General features: G+C 53.8%; 13 protein-coding genes. 4 read left to right on the top strand and 9 right to left on the bottom strand.

The features are described from left to right. Positions 1–118 precede the first annotated feature (118 nt). Positions 119–2,254: a TonB-dependent receptor gene (locus NH398_RS08425; protein WP_159342926.1), complete on the bottom strand. Its 2,136-nt coding sequence runs from the start codon at positions 2,252–2,254 to the stop codon at positions 119–121. A gap of 271 nt (positions 2,255–2,525) precedes the next feature. Here NH398_RS08425 and NH398_RS08420 point away from each other — a divergent pair, with 271 nt between their 5' ends. Both NH398_RS08420 and NH398_RS08415 read left to right on the top strand, forming a co-directional pair. After that, the gene (locus NH398_RS08420; RefSeq protein ID WP_253017829.1) at positions 2,526–3,347 is read left to right on the top strand and encodes an ABC transporter ATP-binding protein; all 822 of its coding nucleotides are present in this window, start codon (positions 2,526–2,528) and stop codon (positions 3,345–3,347) included. Then, the gene (locus tag NH398_RS08415; RefSeq protein WP_253017828.1) at positions 3,344–4,240 is read left to right on the top strand and encodes a sucrase ferredoxin; all 897 of its coding nucleotides are present in this window, start codon (positions 3,344–3,346) and stop codon (positions 4,238–4,240) included. Before NH398_RS08420 ends, NH398_RS08415 begins: the two co-directional genes overlap by 4 nt. Positions 4,241–4,312: 72 nt before the next feature. On the opposite strand, the gene NH398_RS08410 is transcribed toward NH398_RS08415, so the two are convergent. After that, the gene (locus NH398_RS08410; protein WP_253018147.1) at positions 4,313–6,313 is read right to left on the bottom strand and encodes a TonB-dependent siderophore receptor; all 2,001 of its coding nucleotides are present in this window, start codon (positions 6,311–6,313) and stop codon (positions 4,313–4,315) included. A 630-nt stretch (positions 6,314–6,943) separates the two neighbouring features. Between NH398_RS08410 and NH398_RS16735 the strand changes: the two genes are divergently transcribed. Together NH398_RS16735 and nadS are read left to right on the top strand one after the other, a co-directional pair. Then, positions 6,944–7,270 carry a type II toxin-antitoxin system RelE/ParE family toxin gene (locus NH398_RS16735; protein WP_366070378.1) on the top strand — a complete coding sequence of 109 codons (327 nt, stop codon included), beginning with the start codon at positions 6,944–6,946 and terminating at the stop codon, positions 7,268–7,270. Next, on the top strand, positions 7,267–7,551 hold the full coding sequence (nadS, locus tag NH398_RS08400; RefSeq protein WP_253017824.1) for a NadS family protein: 285 nt from the start codon (positions 7,267–7,269) through the stop codon (positions 7,549–7,551). Before NH398_RS16735 ends, nadS begins: the two co-directional genes overlap by 4 nt. 43 nt (positions 7,552–7,594) lie before the next feature. Here nadS and NH398_RS08395 read toward each other — a convergent pair whose 3' ends face one another. From NH398_RS08395 to NH398_RS08365, 7 genes are all read right to left on the bottom strand, one after another. Then, a complete protein-coding gene (locus tag NH398_RS08395) occupies positions 7,595–8,011 on the bottom strand; it encodes a DUF6088 family protein (RefSeq protein WP_253017822.1) in 417 nt (138 codons plus the stop codon). Positions 8,012–8,261: 250 nt separating this feature from the next. Next, the gene (locus NH398_RS08390; RefSeq protein ID WP_253017820.1) at positions 8,262–9,428 is read right to left on the bottom strand and encodes a hypothetical protein; all 1,167 of its coding nucleotides are present in this window, start codon (positions 9,426–9,428) and stop codon (positions 8,262–8,264) included. 93 nt (positions 9,429–9,521) lie between these two features. Then, positions 9,522–12,407 (bottom strand): DUF499 domain-containing protein, encoded by a 2,886-nt coding sequence (locus tag NH398_RS08385; RefSeq protein ID WP_253017818.1) that lies wholly within the window; start codon positions 12,405–12,407, stop codon positions 9,522–9,524. Continuing rightward, on the bottom strand, positions 12,407–14,770 hold the full coding sequence (locus NH398_RS08380; protein ID WP_253017816.1) for a DUF2357 domain-containing protein: 2,364 nt from the start codon (positions 14,768–14,770) through the stop codon (positions 12,407–12,409). Before NH398_RS08380 ends, NH398_RS08385 begins: the two co-directional genes overlap by 1 nt. Before the next feature lie 72 nt (positions 14,771–14,842). Continuing rightward, entirely contained in the window at positions 14,843–17,359 is a 2,517-nt protein-coding gene (locus tag NH398_RS08375) for an AAA family ATPase (protein ID WP_253017814.1), read from the bottom strand. Next, a complete protein-coding gene (locus NH398_RS08370) occupies positions 17,356–17,952 on the bottom strand; it encodes a hypothetical protein (protein ID WP_253017812.1) in 597 nt (198 codons plus the stop codon). Before NH398_RS08370 ends, NH398_RS08375 begins: the two co-directional genes overlap by 4 nt. Continuing rightward, entirely contained in the window at positions 17,945–18,994 is a 1,050-nt protein-coding gene (locus NH398_RS08365; RefSeq protein ID WP_253017810.1) for an AAA family ATPase, read from the bottom strand. Before NH398_RS08365 ends, NH398_RS08370 begins: the two co-directional genes overlap by 8 nt. Positions 18,995–19,001 lie beyond the last annotated feature (7 nt).

The raw sequence follows: 19,001 nt of genomic DNA, 5'->3' as shown, positions 1-19,001 counted from the left end.
GTTACTGCTTGAACGAAACACTCTCCTTCATGCACGTTCAGTTGGTTGACGGCTAGCCACCCCTTCCACCGAAGGAGTGGCCATGCATTAGACAGCACTAAAACAAGACGCCGGAACCTTAGAAATCCAGCTGATACCCCACCGTGAATGTGCGCCCACGACCGGTGAAGTAGTACTCATCGCTGATGCGAGCGGCTTGAGAGTAATAAGTGAGGTAGTCTTCGTCGGTCAGGTTCTCGATACCCAGCGATAGCTGCCCTGCGGGAAGCTGGTAAGCCAGCGAGGCATCCACCAACCCGTAGCCATCGAAGTCGAGCGCCGGGTTATCGACGCTGCGGTCGAAGTAATAGCTACCCTGTAGGCGCGTCGAGAGACGGTCGTTCCATACGGCGCTCCAGCCCAACTTGAGCGTATCGGGCGCGATGTTGATCCCGGTGAGCTTGGTGTCCACGCTGCCATCGCCGTCTTGGTCCGACTTGCCTTCGGTATGGGCATAGGAGAGCGACAGATCATGCTGGTCATTGACCTGCATGTTGCCGGTCACTTCCACCCCTTGGATTTCGGTTTTCTCCCGGCTGCCCACCCACGTACCGTTCTGTTCGGCCAAGCGCTGGCCAAAGTCAGAGTTCGATTCGTAGTAGCTGACTTCCAGGCCGTAACGCTCCCAGTCGAAACGCGCGCCAATTTCCTGGTTATCGGTGACGATGGGCTGCAATTGAAGCAGCGTATCCACATCCTGGCCCGGTTCGCTGATGCCCCGCAGCACACGGCCAACGTCCGGCATGCCAAAACCTTCCGAGTAGCTGGCATACAGCTGTGCCCACTCCGTGGCCTGGTACGTCAACCCCACGTTGTAGAGCGTTTCATCGAAACTGGGATTGCCGCCCCCTACCGCGACGTTGTCTTGAGTGACGTTGCTACGGTCAATCGTCTCGTAGGCATCCACCTCAAGATCGGCGTGCTCATGGCGAACGCCGGCATGCAGCGTGAGCGGGTCGGCGATCTTGAACTGACCCTGCAAGAACGGCGCAATGTTGCTGTAGCGGCTTTCCGGCACGTAGGTACGCCCGGTCTCTACCAGCATTTGGCGGGTTTCATCCTCGAGGATGTCTAACCCCACCGTCACACCGAGCCGGTCGTCCAGCATACCCTGTCGGTTCAGGGTGAACTTGGCGCCCTGCTTATCCGATTCGTTACGGGTTTGGTCGAACTGGGTATTACCGTTGCCATCCAGGTAAGGGAAGAACGGCGTGGTGGCAAAGCGCGCCCGGAAGCGCTGGCGATACACCTGGGCATCGACCGCGTTGCCGTACCAATCCGCGTGGGAGTACGCCAAGCGGGCGGTGGTGACTTCATTGAAGCCTGGCGCGCCGTCGGGTGTGCCCCGCTCGGCGCTGGTCGGGATGCCCGCATCGCGGTCGCCCACCACGGGCACGTAGTCGTCGCCCTCTTCCAAATCAAAATGATTGAGCGACAGCTCGATATTCTGATTGTCGTCGATCCAGTAGCCTAACTTGCCGAACAGGTCGTAACTTTCCGAGTTTTGCAGCTCGCCGGGATAGGCAATGCCCACGCGACGGTCGCCGCCATCGTAAAACACGCCCCGCTCTTGGCGAGTGGCCGCGGCTACAAAATCCCAGTCGCCCTGCTGGCCGCTAATGCGATAGTTGAGCTTGTTGCCCAAGCCTTCGGAGTGCAGGTCGTCGTCAATGGTGACGCTAATGCCCGCGCTTTGGCTAATACCGCCCCCTTCGGCCCGACGGGTGACGAAGTTGATCAAACCGCCGGTGGCTCCCAAACCATGCTCGGCGCTAGCCCCGTGAATCACTTCAATCCGCTCGACCATGGAGAGGTCGATGGTGTAACTGTCACGAGAGCTATCGCGCAGCGGATTGGACTGAGGCACGCCATCGATCAGGAACAGCGCATCGCGCCCGCGCAGCGTCTCTCCGGCGTTGGACAGTTTCTGACGGCTAGGTGAAAAGGAGGGAATCAAGTTGCTCAAGACCTGGCCAGGGTCGTCGGTGATGGCGAGCTGCTGTTCGATCTGCTCACGCGTGATCACTGTCACCCGCTGCGGGGTTTGGCCTTCTTCGCTGCGGCTACGCGTCGCCGTCACGACCATGGTGGGTGATGACTCGTTGAGCGCCTGCCCCACGTCAGTTGCCTCTTGCTGGGCATTGGCCTGAGTGGCTGCCACTAATCCTGCCAAGGTGACCGTTGGCCAGAAAGCGGCGTGTTTCATCGTTTGCATGTCTGCTCCCTTGCGTTGTGTGTAACGTCGTACGAATGAACCCTTGGTGAATTATCATTTTAGCGGCCGCTGAAATGCTAACGCGGATCTAAATGATAATGATTATATTATGCACAAAGAAACAGGCAGGTCTACCGTTGCGAACGCACCGTTCGAACGTCCGCAATGACACAGAACAGGCAGCCACAAGAACAACATTGAAAATGAGAATATTTTGCCTTAGGGTGCTGACTGCCCTAATTCTGTGACTGAGCTTGCCTGAGCCTACCTTATGCCCGCCTATTCCCACCCTGCATCACGACTCACCGCTGACGGCCTGCACGCTGGCTACGACACCAAGCGCATCCTGCAAGGGGTAGATATGGCTGTAGCGGAAGGCCAACTCACCGTGCTGCTAGGGCCCAATGGCAGCGGCAAATCGACCCTGCTGAAAACGCTGGCGCGCACGCTGACGCCTAACGGCGGGCATGTCTATCTCGATGGCAAGGACATTCATCGCAGCAACACCCGGGAGGTCGCCCAGCGGTTAGGCATTTTGCCGCAAGGCCCCATCGCCCCCGAGGGGTTGAGCGTAAAACAGCTGGTGGGGATGGGACGCTTTCCCCACCAAGGGTTTTGGAAAAAAGATCCGCAGCAGGATGCCAACGCCATCGCCGAAGCCATGGCCTATATGCACGTGACCGAGTTTGCCGACCGAGATGTGGAAGCGCTCTCTGGCGGCCAGCGCCAGCGCTGCTGGATCGCGATGGTGCTCGCCCAGCAGACCGATTTAATTTTGCTGGATGAACCCACCACCTTTTTAGATTTGAAGGTGCAGGTAGACCTGCTGGCACTGCTTTCTCGGCTGGCCCACGACCATGGCCGCACACTGCTGCTGGTACTGCACGACTTGAACCTCGCCGCCGCCTACGCCGACCATCTAGTGATGATGCGCGACGGACAAATCGTCACCAGCGGCGCGCCAAACGACGTGTTCACCGCGGCCAACCTAAAGCGCGTCTTCGACCTAGATGCGCATATTCTGCGCGACCCCGCTAGCGGCAGCCCAGTGTGCGTGCCCTTCACCTCGGCGACGTTACAGGCAGCTCTATGAACCATACCTTCTGCGCGGATTTAAGCCGTGAACAGCACGATCCGCTGGCCGGTAGCGCCGCCCATGCCGAGCGTAACTTACTGCTCAGCTGGCCACGCGCAAAGTGGCAGCGCAAACTGCGCCACGCCAGCGATATGAGCGATTCATTAAAGCAAACGCTAGATACGCTGGCTGACGATGGCCTGCGCATCAACCTGATCCAACAGCCGGGCATGGAAAAGTACCAACATCAGATCTTTCTGATGCCGGAGCGGCGTTGTTTTCGGGTAGCACGATGGGAGTTAGAGACGTTTTTCAGTGCGTTTCAAAGCGGTACCAGCCTTAGCCAGTGGGAGCAGCCGCCGCTGCTAGAGGACCTCGTGCTCTGCTGCACCCACGGCACTAAAGACAAATGCTGCGCCAAGTACGGTTATAAAACGTTCAAAGCGCTAGCCAGCACGGTGGCGGAGCACCCGCTGCCGTTCGAGGTATGGGAGAGCAGCCACCTCGGCGGCTGCCGACTCGCTGCCAGCGTGATCATACTGCCCAATGTACGCAAATATGGGCGTATCACGCCAGAACAGGCCCTGCCTTTCTTACAGGCGGAAGCCCACCAGCAGCGCTACTTACCCGGTTATCGCGGCGGCTCGCAATCAACCCCCGCACAACAAAGCGCTGAAATCGCTGCGTTAACACACCTCAGCACAGATACCGCACAACCAACGCTGGCTCTGATCAGCGATCAGGGCGATGACCAAGCGCGAGAGATACGCTTTCAGTGGCAGCTCGACCAGCAGCAGGGGGAACTAACCGTGCACTGCCAAGCCACCACGCTATGGCGGGTAGACACCTGTGCCGACCTTGAGCAAGGCCCCACCGAAAGCATCGTATGGCACGCGATGGTGAATGGGTAGTACATAGACGAACAACAACGCCCGGCTTAAAGCCGGGCGTTGTGGGTTAAAGCTGAGTGCGAGTGATCGCTCTTACCAGCGGTATTTCACGCTGCCGATGATGCTGCGAGATTCGCCGTAGTAGCACCAGTACTCACAGCTGGCCACATACTCTTCATCAGTCAGATTATTGACGTTTACCTGAGCCTGCCAGCCATCGGCAAACTCATAACCGACCATGGCATCCGCCACCATATAACTATCGACGGCGGTATTGTCCGCAACGCTCGTGTCCACCGTACTGCCCACGTAGCGTACACCAGCACCCAAACTCACGCCTTGCAAGGCCCCATTGGTAAAGGCGTAATCCAGCCAAGTAGACGCTTGATGGCGCGGAATTAATGGCGCGCGCTGATCATCTTCCAAGCGTGAATCCGTGTAGGTATAGGCAGCCGTCACTTTTAACGCATCGGTGAGGTAACCCACGCCCTCCAGCTCAAACCCTTGAGAAGTACGCTCGCCTTCCTGAACCTGGAACCCGGCAGGAGAACTCACGAGCGTATTGTTCTCTTTCAGGTCGAACACGGCAGCCGTCACGTAGCCATCCCAGCCAAACGGCGCGATTTTGATACCGGCTTCCCACTGCTCGCCTTCACGGGGCTCGTACAGATCGCCCGCGTCATCTACACGCCCCACCGGATCGAACGACTCGGTGTAGCTGATATACGGGTTGATCCCTTGGTCGCTCAGGTACATCGCGCCGCCCGACCAAGAGACTTGGTCATCATCGGAGCGCTGCGTGACACCGGATGTCAGGTTGCTGTTTTCGGTCTCGGCTTGGTCAACGCGCACGCCGCCAAGCAGCACCCAGCGGTCATCAATACGAAGTTGGTTTTGAGCATACAAACCGGTCTGCTCTTTATCGATCTCGCGGCTCAGCAAGTCATCCGCGCCCACCGGCGTAAAGTTGCCGTAGGTGGGGTCGAACACGTCGATAGGATCACCAAATGGGAACGGGTCGGCTTCTTGCCCACTCACCCCCAGGTTCTGATAATCGACACCCAGCAACAGCGTGTTTTCGGTGCGGTCCGTGTACCAGTTACCCACCATGCGGTTATCGACCGTCCAGCTGTCGATAGAACCATCGCGGTAGACATGGCCACGCGTTGCCCGACGGGCGTCCGACATGAAGAACGCATAGGTGCTGCGTAGCTCCAGGTCTAGCTCGCTGTAGCGTAAATCTTGTTCAAACCGCCACGTATCGTTGAGGTCATGGCGCAGCTCGTAACCCAGCGCCCACTGCGTGCGGTTATCACGGTCGTAGCCCGGCTCGCTGAGGTTGGTTTGCGGGTCGACTCGGCCAAACGGCGTATCCTGCACGGTGCCGTAGGGCAGCTTGAACGGGTTGACCGGCACGCCATTGTCTTTCTGCACGCTGGCCAAAAAAGTAACACTCGTATCGTCGCTCATATCGACGGCGAGGCTAGGCGCGAAGTAATAGCGCTCATTATCCGTGTGGTCAAGATCGCCATCGCGCTCTTTGTACACGCCCACCAACCGATAGCGAACGTCACCAGACTCACCCAACGGCCCGCTGGTATCGACCCCCACTTGGCGATGATTACGGTTGCCCAGTTGGAAATTCACCTCGCCCTGCGGCGTTTCCGTAGGACGTTTGCTCACCGCATTGATCAAACCACCGGGAGGCGCCTCGCCGTATAGAATCGAGGAAGGCCCTTTGAAGACTTCGACTTGCTCCAAGCCATACGGCTCAGGCAGCCACTGGTAAAAGCCTTCACGATAAATGCGCAACCCATCCTGATAAGTGGACTGGTCAAAACCACGCACCTTGAACCAATCCGTATTGTTATCACTTCCAAAATGGCCTGATAGCACACCGGCACGATAGCGGAAGGTTTCATCCAACTGCTGCACGTTACGGGTTTCCAACTCTTCCCGATCAACGCTAGAGACCGGGCGCGGCGTCTCCACCAACGGCGTATCGACCTTCAACGCGGTCGCGGTGACCACGGTGGTGCCGGTGTTAATGGTGTCTTCTTGGGCAAGCGCGGCCAGCGGCGCAACGCTCAGCATTCCACCCAACGACACCACCAGCGAACGGCGAACGGCAGCAGGCATCGGCGCGACGGAAAACGGTAGGGTTTTACGGAGCATGAGGAAGTCTCAACGGGTATGAGGAGAAGTATCGTTATAGTAAGGCGAATGATACGGATTTTTATTCACAACCACAATCACTCGGGTAGGGCAAGGGATTGGACTGGAACGGGGTGTTCGAGGGAATCGGCTAGAGAGTCAGCAGAAACAGGTGGGGATGAAAACGGAGAATATGGCAAAGAAGCCATTTACTGATGTTAGTCAGCGGCTTAAAGAAAAGGCGATCTAGGGGGAGAGAATAAGAAATGGTGGGCCCAGTAGGACTTGAACCTACGACCAAGGGATTATGAGTGCAACCAAACAAACTTTGGGATCGCGCCTGCAATGCGGAAACAAAGGTTTTTCAATTAGTTAAGTTTTCCATGGTTTACATTACTCACATGGTTTTCACCCTGTTAGCAGCCAAATGGCAACCGTATGACAACCAGTTGGCAACCAAACCACTGCCAGCCACAGCAAAATATAGGGTCGATAATTGATAACCAAAAATGTACTATGTACACTAAACGACGCATTGGCTAAAGGAAGTACCCTAACGTGAGTCATTCGATTGAATTTATCGCAACTCCGACTTTCACACGGCAGATCCAGGCCATTGCGACAGACGACGAACTAAAAGAACTGCAACGTACTCTGATTGCTCAACCCGACAAAGGTGACTTGATTCAAGGTACGGGAGGTCTGCGCAAAATACGCATGGCGTTGGGCAACCAAGGCAAGAGCGGCGGAGCCAGGGTTATCTACTTTTTGGCAACAGCAGATAGAGTCTATCTGATACTGGCCTACCCAAAGAGCGTGAAAGACAGTTTAACGCCCGCTGAAAAGGCCGCACTAAAAACGCTGACCCACCAATTGAAGGGGGAGGTTTCAAAATGAGCATTTTTGACGAACTGCAATCATCGCTGCAGGAAGCCGTTGAGATTAAACAAGGCAAAGCGCAGTCCAGCCGCATCACACGTCATGAGGTAGCCGACGTGAAGGCCATCCGCGCCAAGCTGCATGTCTCTCAGGCCGAGTTTGCTGAAGCGATGGGAACCAGCGTGGACACCATCAAAAGCTGGGAAACCAAGCGACGTAACCCTACAGGACTAGCTGCCAAGGTACTGGCGACGATTCAGGACAACCCAGCATTTTTCAACGAACTTGCTGCGCATTAGGGCTTTTTACAGGACGAATGTAGCGTCAATACCTACTTGATTTTCATGAAGAATATCGCTCGATACTCAAATAATGTTTGCCGTAGACAATCTGACGATGAAACGGGCCTTTGACTTTGACCACGACCCGCGCCGGAATTTGTGCGTGGCCAGCTTGATAAGCTTTTTCTGCACTGGCTGGCTCCCACTGCACCCCTAGTCGGCTTAATGCCTCTTTGGCAGCCTGGTCAAAGCCACCGGGCGCCGCAATCATCGGTTTGCCAGTGATACGGTTCATACGCGCTTTAGCGTATAGCCCCTTACCAATACGTACTAATCGTCCCTGCGCTTCCAATTTTCGAAGCACACGACCAACTTGGTCATAACCACCCAGTGCAGCGAAATCATCACGTAGAAATACCATTCGCCGACTTTTACGAATTTTCTCACGAATGCTGGACTCAAGCGTTTGAATGATCATGTAACACGTTTGGCAAGTTTGAGTTTTTTCCCACCGAATTCCTCTGTGTTCCGTCTCGTCTATAGCAACATAAGCCAGGCCCGCCATGGTGGCGGGGCCAAACAAGGAGGCTCTCATGGCCAAGCATGATGATGACAACCGCAGCCGACAGTTAGATCCAGTAAACGACGCATACTGGCAGTCTCGAGGAGAAGACGAACGTCCAGATGGTTGGGAAGACCTTATCTAATGATAAAACAGGCAGGGGCGGCTAGTTGTCGCCCCTCGCTTCGGCTATAGTCTGTGACGCTTTTTTATACTCTTTACCATACACAGAGAATATCTCTTCGATCATGGAGTCAGGTAACTTATACGCACTAAGATATGCTCTAAACTCCCTGCATGTTTCAAGAAAAACAAAAGCCATAGCATAGCCTATCGCCATGACATCCGTTTCATGATCGTTGTGTGAAGCTTGCCTATCAGCTACTGCTTCGGTAAAACCCTTGATGGAAGAATGCTCGGGACGTCCACTGCCTGTCCCTATCCAGTTTCTTAGTAGCCTTTTCTTCGAATCGATGTTTTCTCCCCGACCGCTCCCCTCGACGTCTTTCAAGTACTCATATTCTGCCCACAACTTGCCCAGAAAAGCGCTAGTTGTGCTACTAGGTGGGCAACCGGAATTGGCTGCGATGTAATCTAGGAAGGACGAGACTGGATTACTCCACTCACCTACTTGAGGGTAAAACTGCGGCAAGAACTTATCAAGCGGCACTCTCTCTTTGTGGCAACCAGTCAAGTATTCCCATTCGGCTGCTAGCCATGCAGCAAAGCGAAGCAACATAGACGAGAAAGCGCACAGACGAAAGCGAATCAACTCAGGATAAGCCTCAAAGCCCCCACTAGTTGGATCGATAGACAGTAAGCCTTCTACATCTTGTCGAGAAAGCAAGCAACCCGGCTCGGAGGCAAGGTCACACGCCAATAAAACCCGCAATTTATTATGAGCACCCAGCGTATTGAGTAATTCCTTGACCAAATCTCGCTCCGCATCGATTCGAGACTGCCAATACTCCTTGCTAACAGTTTCTTGAAGGCATTTGCTCGCAATCAAGGCAGACCATTCATGATAAGGCTGCCAAAAAAATTCAAGTTCTTGTGGGTCGAGGCGGAGCGCCTTCAACTCAGGCTTGTCGGCTACGATACGCTCTATTTTAGCCTGGGTGCTCGGCCTGATTTCTTTCTCATTGGAAAGATTCAAAAAATTTTTAAACGTTCGCCAGGTTAGCCAGCCAGGATTTCGTGCCTCTTCGTAGCCATGCCTAAGAGCCGTTGGGGCATTAAGCAATTCGCAAAGCTGTTGAGTTGGATAAAAAAACAAAAAACCTTCAACAACCAGTATTTTCTTTTCATTTTTTTCCAACACTTTCTTAGTCATATTGACATTGCCCTCTAACCCCAACTCATGGACAACATTAACCCGCCCCTTCTGCCATAGCGTTAGTAGCCATTTGCTTGAGCGGCTAGCACGTTACTTACCCTCAAATTCTGAACTGATGAACTTCAGCACGTTGCAGTTCTCCTTGATCGTCCGCTGAAGCGCCTCATCAAAGCCATCGGCACTCGATGCTTCAATCTCTACAGAGATCTTCACCTGTACGCCTGTGCGCAGAGTAAACTGCTCAACGATCTCATCAACCACGGTGGCAAAGTCCATTTTGGCCTTTACGGGATCAAGACTCACCGTACCGTAAAATTGCTTCTTGGCAATGTTAGTAGAAGCAGCCTCTGGACCAGCCGAACTACCGACGCTTTCTCCAGCGCCCATAGGATGAGCTATTCCACTGCCTCCTACGTCTGAACTACCACCTATTACCCCTTCATCGCTTTGGCCAGATGAGTTGTCTGTATTGCGATCAGCTAGCTCTCTGGCGCGCTGGGCAGCATCAGCTGCGAGCTTGTCTCGGTAGGCTTTAGCAGCCTCACGCTCGATAATGAGCGCCTCACCATCTAGCCCACCAATACTCCCTTGCCCAAAGGTAAAGCCAAGATAAGTATCGCCTTCTTTTCCTGAGGCGTAGCCAAAGAAATCCTCCGATGCGACACCTTGGTTCATGGCATTTTTAAATACCTGATCGTTCACCAGGCGAGGTAGGTAAAGGTAGTGGCAGCAGTCTTGCCATACTTTCAGGGCGCTAACCTCAGTAACACCATCCTTGAAGTACCATTGGTTGAGAATATTGCGCAGGAAAATTGGCGACCATTCGTAGATCAGCCACTCTTCTTCACGCAGCTTGTTCTCAATGGTATCTACTAAGTTCGGCGTCGTAGTCGAGACCTGAACCACTTCCCACTCTAGCGTTGGCTTGCCTTTTACAAACTCCTCTACTGGGGCCATCAGCCACTTATACGTCTCACGGATTAACTGCGACAGCGATGAATCTGCTGCGTCACGGCTTTGTTTGGCCTGCCGCAAGTGAGTCATATCGTGATTCAACGAACCGTTTTCAATGTCTTCTACAATCGACTTCCATGCCAAATAGGTGCGTCCCTGATCCTTCAAACGACTTACCACATCGAAATCGGCTGCCAGAAAAATCAACCGGTTCTGCTTTTGACGTGGTTGTTCCCCACGGTTGCGCAAGATGTCCTGCGCCGCCTGAAAGGCCTGATTACTCTCTGTGCGGCTATAAGCGTACTCTGTCGGCAGCACCACCAGACGAGGCCCGATGCCATATTCGTCCGGCACATCCCCTGACGCAGTGAAAACGTGGATGCCCGCAAAGTGATGTTGGCGTCCCATTAGACGGGTCGTGCGATCTTTGAGCAGCGGAATCAACGCATCCCGTTCATGGATGTTTTGTTTGCGACTTTCCATTTCCTTTCGGAGGTTAGGTTTCGTATCAAACCAGAAGCGATCCTGTTCGGAGTAGAGATAATGAAGACGGTCGCGCAAGCGCTTGAGCACGTCTTCAAAAATCCCAATAGACTGACCCGGTTGAACGGCACCCAGCAAGATGCGCTCCTGCTTGATACCTCGGGCCGCCTGGGTGCTGCTGGAAGCAGCACTACCCAAAAAGATAGTACGTGCAGCACGACGGGCTGCATGCACGCCACCAAAGAGTGCAACATCATTATCAAGCGTTTGAGCAGCCGAGCGAGGCCCATCTATCTCTCGCTCAATCACCGGCTGCCAACCTCCGGGTAGATAGTGAATGCTCTTATCGCGCACATGGCTGTCTTCTAACGGCAGCGACCCCGGCATGATTAAAGCGTCACGATTGCCCGACTCCCACAGTTTATGGATCACGAACGCCATGTACTGAAGCACCCCACGGGTGCGCTGGAATTTATCCAGCGTCGACCAATCTTCGTAAAGACGGTCGAATACTTCAGGGTGGATCGGATAAGAGCGGCAAAGTCGCTCAAAATAGTCGTTAGACTGCGTCTCGTTGGGAAACTGCGCGGCGTGCTGCCGGTAGAAGTCAGAAAACTGACGGCTGATGCCTTCTATTTCGGCACGCTCACCGGCATGTTCGAACAAGCGGCGGCGAACAATCTCGAATGCCTCTTCGGTAGCCACTGGCTTCCACACTGATTCTACACGACCAAAATACTTCTCAAGGGCTGTCAGCGTTTGCTGGCCCATGGTGCCGCCCACCTCAAGCTCAGACTCCGGCAACGAAGCAAGTAGGATGGCATTGGGTACCGCCTTCATTGCCTCAGTCAGCGCTTGAATGAAGCTGATATTGCTATCGTAGGTACCTGCAGAATAGGATTTTCCTAGCTCAAACTGACGAATGTAAGCTAACAGCTCGTCTACCAGCACTACACAAGGGGCAGCTCGCTGCAGCAAGTCTACTAATACCTGTTTACCAGGCGACGTGCCTTGCTCGTGGGATTCCTTTACCAACGCTAGGCCTTCATCACCCAGCAGCTGCCACGCTAACTCACCCCATAGCGTCGTGACTTTTTGCCCTTGTTTCTTCACCGACTGCTGGCTCGGGGCCATGTTGATACCGTCGATAACGGCTACACGAGCGTGGGGCAGCTCATGGATACCAGCCTCATCAAGAATAGGTGAAATGCCATGCAGCTTATCGGTAGACGTCTTGCGAGATGCGAGGTGATAGACCGCCAGCATCGTGTGGGTTTTGCCGCCACCGAACGCTGTCTGCAACTGAATGACGGGGTCGCCACCGTTGCCAGAGAGGCGCTGGGCCACCGAGATCAGCAGCAGTCGCATACCCTCGGTAATGTAAGTCCGCGAGAAAAACTTCTCTGCGTCCTGGTACTCTTCAGGCGCCGTGCCGGTTGCTACCTGGGTGATATCCGCAGCAAACTCCGATTGTTTGAACAGGCCTTTTTGAACATCCTTATGTGGCGTGGCGATATCTCTCCAGGCTTTCAATGACATTATGACGGCTCCACGTCTTCTTCTACGATGAATTCAAGGTCATCCACTGGTTGGCCAGTAGGTGAATCTAATAGGCATCGCCGCTGAACACGCACAGTTGAATGGCGCGTTTTCAGGGTCTTCCACTCAATAAATTTTTCCCAGCTGCTAATAAACTGCAACTCAGGCACCTGCTCCTGAAGCGCTACTTCCAAGCCCAGCCGGGTGATGAAATAACGCCCTGTACGATTACCCTTCATCTGGCCACCCGCCTTCAAGTTAGCGTGCTGTATCGAATCCAGATGATAGACATAGTAAGGCTGATCAGGCTTGCTTGGTTTCCACTGGGTGCCCGTCTGATGAAGTTCATTCCCTAGCAGCACTTCAATACTAACGACATTGGCCCAGCCTATAATTTTGCGCTCCAACTGATCATACAGCGCTACAGCTTTCACCTCATGCAGTGGATAGCGCGATGATTCAGGACACCGGGTATAAAATATCTGTTGTTCAAAATGATACTTAATCCTAGCATCTCGCTGCTTCTGGGGCACCAAGCCGACCATCACCATGTCTCGGTTAGACTGGCGGCGCTGCTGATAGGTACGATCATCGTAATGATAGAGCGACTCAGTGATGACCTCGCCCGGCTGCTCAAAAAGGCTATCCAGATACTCCTGAAACAGCCTGTTTTTGCGAGACTTGCCTGGCTGCAGCGGTATCGCGCCAATATTGACCTGCTCGATGCTTTGATAAAAAGGGTGCGCTACAAATTCCTGTTCGTCCTCCGGATAGGGAAACAGGATCACACCACCAATGCTCTTGTTGGCCATTTTGACGGTTTTCTGCTGTTCTTTCTTATCTTCCCACAAAATGGCGTCACGGTAGCGATGCAGCTGAGCGATGGTATCTAGTGGCGGCCCGTAGGGTGTGCCTTCAGAGCCGGTAGGATACCCCTTTGATCCACGGTCAAAGCGATACTTGGCATCCATGATCACTTTGAACGACTTTTTATCACGACTGCTGCCGAACCCACTGCGAGAGAACTCGATAAACTGATCTGGCTTCTGGTCGAAAGTGTAAGTGTAATCTTTCCTGGGAAACGTGCGGTTAAAATAGATCGCGATGTCATCACCCGTGCCCCGCTGCACGAAATTGACGGCCGATTTCTTGCCCTTCTTGAGGCTCACCTTAAAACGGTGATGTTCCAACTTAACAATATCGTTGCTAGCCAAATCGTATTTTGGGTTCTCCCGTAGCAGCTTCACGGTCTTCAAGAAGCACCAATACTCGTAAATGGTCGCGATGTCCTTATAATCCATCTTGAACAACGGGTGCTCGGCCATGGTCAGGCCTTTACGCAACAGCAGAAAGCGGTGATAGAACTCCTTGTACCCCGGCGCCATCGTCAGGGTAGTCGAGAAGAACATCTGATGATTAAAGGTACCCACTTCAGCGAGCACTGGGCTTCTGAGACGGCGCCGCAGGTGCGATTTGCTACGTTCAAGTGCTTTCACCTCTAGCTGAACCCGCTGGCTATCCAGGCCGCGACCTCTGTTTAAGTGGCGAACGGTACGCTGAATCTGACGCAGGATATCGGTGATTGCCCAAGCAACGAACCGGTTTTCTTGGGTGTCGTAACTTATGCGCTTATGCTGCTCGGTAAGATGCGAAAGCCGTACACCGGGCGCTACCGACAGGCCACCGCCACGACAATAACGGTCTGGGCGCTGTGTCGCCACCTTGATCGCTTGAGGTGTCGCTCGCTTCACTCGGTGAACAGGCTTCACCCTCGATTCTTTACGCAAATCTGATTTGGGTGAGCGAAGTAGCGTGTCCAAGCTCTGCTCTAAACTGTGGTAGAGCGCTTTGAACAGATTTAGCCACTCTGAAGTGAGCTGGTGGTAGGTCGAACGTGGACGCGTCGAGGCAAACGTCTTAGTAAACGCATCGAAGGCAAGTGAGTAGAGAATTTCAGTGATCTCATCCAGCATGGCCGGAAAGTCATCTTTGTAGTCCAGCTTCTGGGGAAACACCTCACTATCTAAGCCAAACAGCACCTTGCTATTTGCATCACGAATCTCAAAGCGCGTCAGCCCGACGCTATTTTCCAAGTTCGTGGTACCCGTCAAGCGTACCTGACCATGCAACAATCTCGACCGAACCCGTTTCTGGTACACCCCATTCACATAAAGCGCTAACGGAGGTTCGCACCGGCAACTTGGCCCAGGCTCAAACAGCCACTCCAGCTGCTGCCACTCGAAAAACAGTGGCGAACTCAGCGGCTGCTCTAGCGCTGACTCCTCCGTATTGAGTGACAAGCCGTGCACGTTAAAACGGGCGCGTGTCTCAATGTGTCGCTGGGCTTCAATGGAACGCGGCAATGTCACCTCGCTCACAGCGAGCTGGCAGATAGTACCGTCAGGGTGGTCAAAACAGAGCACGGTCATATCAAATTAGAGCCAAAACGACGTGAAGCCGTCATCATGGAAGCGTTGTAACATAAACAGCAGCTTCTTGACGCTTCTGGGGTAGCGGGTGTTCTGCGGGTTGACCTCCTTCTCAATAACACCGTACTCAGCGTCTTCCTCGAGCGGCGTGTTGGCCAGTAAGCTTAGTAGGCCTATCAGTACCTTGAGCACGCTTAGCGAGCTACCCTGGATACGAGGCAGCACTTTCTGCATCAGCTGGAAATCCATGGCGGCGTCGGTATCAAAGCCTTCCAGGCTTTCTAACGCCTCTTCCTGATGCAGAGTCAGGTAGAAAGCGACCTCGTCACGTACCCGATAGCCAAAATGCAGCCCAGCCGGTTCGAGAATACCGTTGACCTGCATTAGCATCTGCATAGAACTGGCAAGCGCTTTTTTATGGGCATCGCTAAGATCATTCGAATTGAGAAACGGTGCTCTAAGCGCATCAGCATAGACGCCAGAAATCGGCATCACATCACGCTCTGGGTTCACCCACGCCAAATCGATATCGTTCATTTCAATGGCATTGGCGCGGTCCAATACCTTACGACTGAAGGCATGGGTAGATTCGTCCATATTCACCGTGCCCACCACCATCAGATTCTGCGGCAGATAAACCGGGCGACCGCCATTCACATCGGCACGGCTGATCAGCGGCTCAGTGACGATAACGTCATCACTGTCACGCTCTCGCGTCTCGATAAAGCTCAAGAATTCTGAAAAGTAGTGCTCCACACGAGCCAGGTTCATCTCATCCAGAATCACGAAGTAAAGCTCATCAGGGTGCTCAATGGCGCGTGCCATCACATCCAACAACGGCTTAGTCTCGAACTTGCCCTGGATGTTGGCATAGCCGATGAGATCGGAGCTGTCGGCCCAGTCTGGGCGCACAGCGATTAGCACGCAGTGGTCAGAGTCACCATAGCCAATGGCTTTAGCAAACTGGCGCACTAGCTGAGTCTTGCCAGTACCTGAAATACCGGCCAGCATCGCTAGGGGCTTGGTACGCATACTGAGGTAAAAGTTAGCAACCTCTGCCAACGAATAATGAAAACCCTGACTAGCCATAAATGCTTTAACACGAGGCAGCCACACCCTAGCCGGGGTTTGGGTCTCTTCAATCGGCAGGCGGCGTTCCTGAGCTGCCTCATGAAAGCCTTGTTCGTCAGGTGTTTCCTCTAAATCCTCGAACAGCTCGTCTAAAATCGGCATCCAGCGTTGAATCTCTTCGGGCAATTCAACAGAGTGGCCGCCCAGAAGAATCGCTAGCGCCTCCCAGGTAAACTCAAAGAGATACCCCTGCTTTCCAGAACCATCTGTGCTGTAAGGTCCTCTTACATCACTTAGAGCTTTCTGTAGTTTCGACTTTTTCTGCCGTATGGCATCTAAGGTCACAGGATTTTTTAATTGAGTAATTACCTTTAGATCAACGCGCTGACCGTCACCACTCCTAACATCATGCAAATCATCAGGCTGTGATGTTACATATGGCATCGAAACTGCCTGAGAAAGAGCTTTAACCTCGCCTGCAGAATGATGGACGATGACATCACCAGGCCTGATCTCTCCTACTGCCAACCAATGATTTAATAAACGTCCATCTTTTCCCTCAAGCTTGGACAATAAGTAAGACAACCCCATCTCAGGGGTAAAACTTTTACCCTGCATGACATACCAAACGCGGGGTTCATGCTGCTGCTCTGGCTCTTCTTGATCGCCTACATGGGCGCGCAACGCCTGATAGCAAGTCTGCAGCTGCAAAGCGACCTCTTCTTCCCGCGCGAACACCTCGAGCAATAGGTTAACCCGCTCCAGGTTATTCTTGGCAGCATTGGCACCAACCTCCGGCCCAGAAATGTAGGAATGTTCACCACTACCAAACGTTTTCCACTGCCAGCCCGGCGGCGGGTGCTGCAGTGACCGGACTTCGATGCAGACGAACTCAGGATACTCACCGCTGACCTCAAAGGTCTCACCCTGATGGGTGAAGCGGCTAACATGACTTTTCTCATCGTATTCGGCACGGATCAGAGTATCTTGAATAAAGCCAAACAGCACACGAGCATCGCTGTTATTGACCACGAATACCGGGGCGCCGCGCTTCAGTTTGGCAAATTTCTCGCGGTTCCAGTAAAAGCGGTTCTGGTTGGCCGAGAACAGACGCTTGAAGTTTTCCTGTACCAAAGGCGGTTTCTTCACCTCATAAACCATCACCGTCAGGTTGGTATCACCGAGCTGACGCGGGTTACTAACCACCGCAAACTCACGTTCCTTAAGCGCTTCCACAAAGGGTTCATAAAGCGCCTGTTCTAGCTCTTCTTCATCAACCCGATACTGTTTAGTCGTTGCTAATGCCTCTGCAATTAATTGCTTAGGGTCAAAGCGACGACCCTTGTACAGGCAAGAAACGCGCTCACCAGGCGGTATTGGCTGCGTGCTTGCATCTATGGTGCGGATCACATCGGTGCGGGTTAGCTGCTGAATGGCCTGCTCAATGCTCATGCTTCGTTCCTTGTTACCTGGCAATGTAACCCAGCGTCGCCCGGGTTCTGCTCGTTCACGACAAACCCTTGGACTCCATAGGGCGCCAGAGCAGTCTCCAATTTTGACCGCAAACGAGTCGCCAAACGTTTGAAGTCTCGCTGATTCCAGGTCAGCAATAAAACCACCTTAAGCGTTGGCGCTTGTGGCCAAACGATGTGAAAACTTGCTAGCTCAGGATCACCTTCCCGCTGAGCGACGGTGAGCGCCGCCAGGGTGTCGCGGAGCTTTTCCTCGACTTCATCAACGATAAATGGCTTGCGACGTGCCACTTGAACCGTGGGCTTGAGCCCCTGTTGCTCAACCCACTGCCTGGCCTGGATGACTTCACCTGGGTCCGCCCCTGAGAGCCGCGGACGGTTTTCTGGCTCATAGCCTTCGCAGTCTTTGACTTCGACCCACCAGTGGGTGGGGCCACCATTGTGGGCCAGTATATCCACTCCCTTAAGGCGACTCTTCATCCGCTGGCGATACCAGGAACTGTCATCGTATTTAGCCAGTTGCCAGCCCTCGGGAAAGCGGAAGGTCAGTTGGCCCTCTGTCACTTCAGGCATTGACCAGCTCCATCTCACGGTCGTATTGGGCCAATTCTTCATCAAGACTTACCAGATGCTCTAGGCCACTGAGGCGGTCGGCCACCTCGATACGCTCAACTAACCCCTCGCCGCGAACCAGAGCAAAGTAACGCTGCGCCACTGCCTGCTGGCGAGTGAGGAGATCAAGCTCCTTGAGCAAGAAATAGCTGTGGGTGGCAATCACCACCTGAATGCCCTGCTGGCTGAGTGTTACGGCTGCCAAAGCCACCAACTTGATCAGCTTAGGGTTGAGATTGGCCTCGGGTTCATCCCAGAACAGGTAGCCCTTATCCAGCAACGAGCCGGTGGTGATCAAACGAGCGAGCATCGCTAGCTTACGCAGCCCTTCTGCCACCAATGGCATTTCCAGGTTGCCTTGCCCAGGAATACGCAGATAGAAGCGCCCGTTCTTGTCCAACACCACCTTGCCGCCCATCGCCTCTTCCAAGGGTGCCACCAGCTCGGCGACCGTCTTTTCGCGACTGCCCTTGACGGCAGGGGCCCCTAGCAGTTTGCAGAGATCGATATGGTGCTCTTCGATATCCACGTGACGGTTTTCGTAGAGCGGCAACAGCCAATGGTATTGGCTTAACAGTTCGCGTGTCGGCATAAAGACCGGCGCCTTCTCCTGCCAGGCGCTGGGTAAGCTGTCGATCTTAACCTCGGTCTGAGAGCGGGTACTGAAGCTGAAAGCGGTATCCAGCACGGACTGCTCAAAGGCGACGGAGACCCTGCAGGTCTGCGCCCCCTGGCGACGGCTCGCTAACCGGCCCAATGACTCAGGACGAAACACCTTGATCAGCTTGTCGGCAATGCCCTTCTGAAGCAGCGACTTGGTGGGGTCGGCTACGCTCGGCTCGTTAGCCTGCTCGTAGGCGTTAGCGATGACGCTGTAAGCCACCTTGAGCAGATGCGATTTACCGGTGCCATTTTCACCCACGATAACGTTTAGCCCCGGCGCGAAATCCAGCCGCGCCTTGGGAAAAAGCGTGAAGTTATCCAGTTCTAACCGCTTCAGCATGCTGCCT

The sequence above is a fragment of the Halomonas sp. CnH100-B genome (genome assembly GCF_024124605.1).
Classification (GTDB): Bacteria; Pseudomonadota; Gammaproteobacteria; order Pseudomonadales; family Halomonadaceae; genus Vreelandella.
Note: the sequence above shows the minus strand (reverse complement) of the source record. Positions and strands in the feature narration are given on the sequence as shown.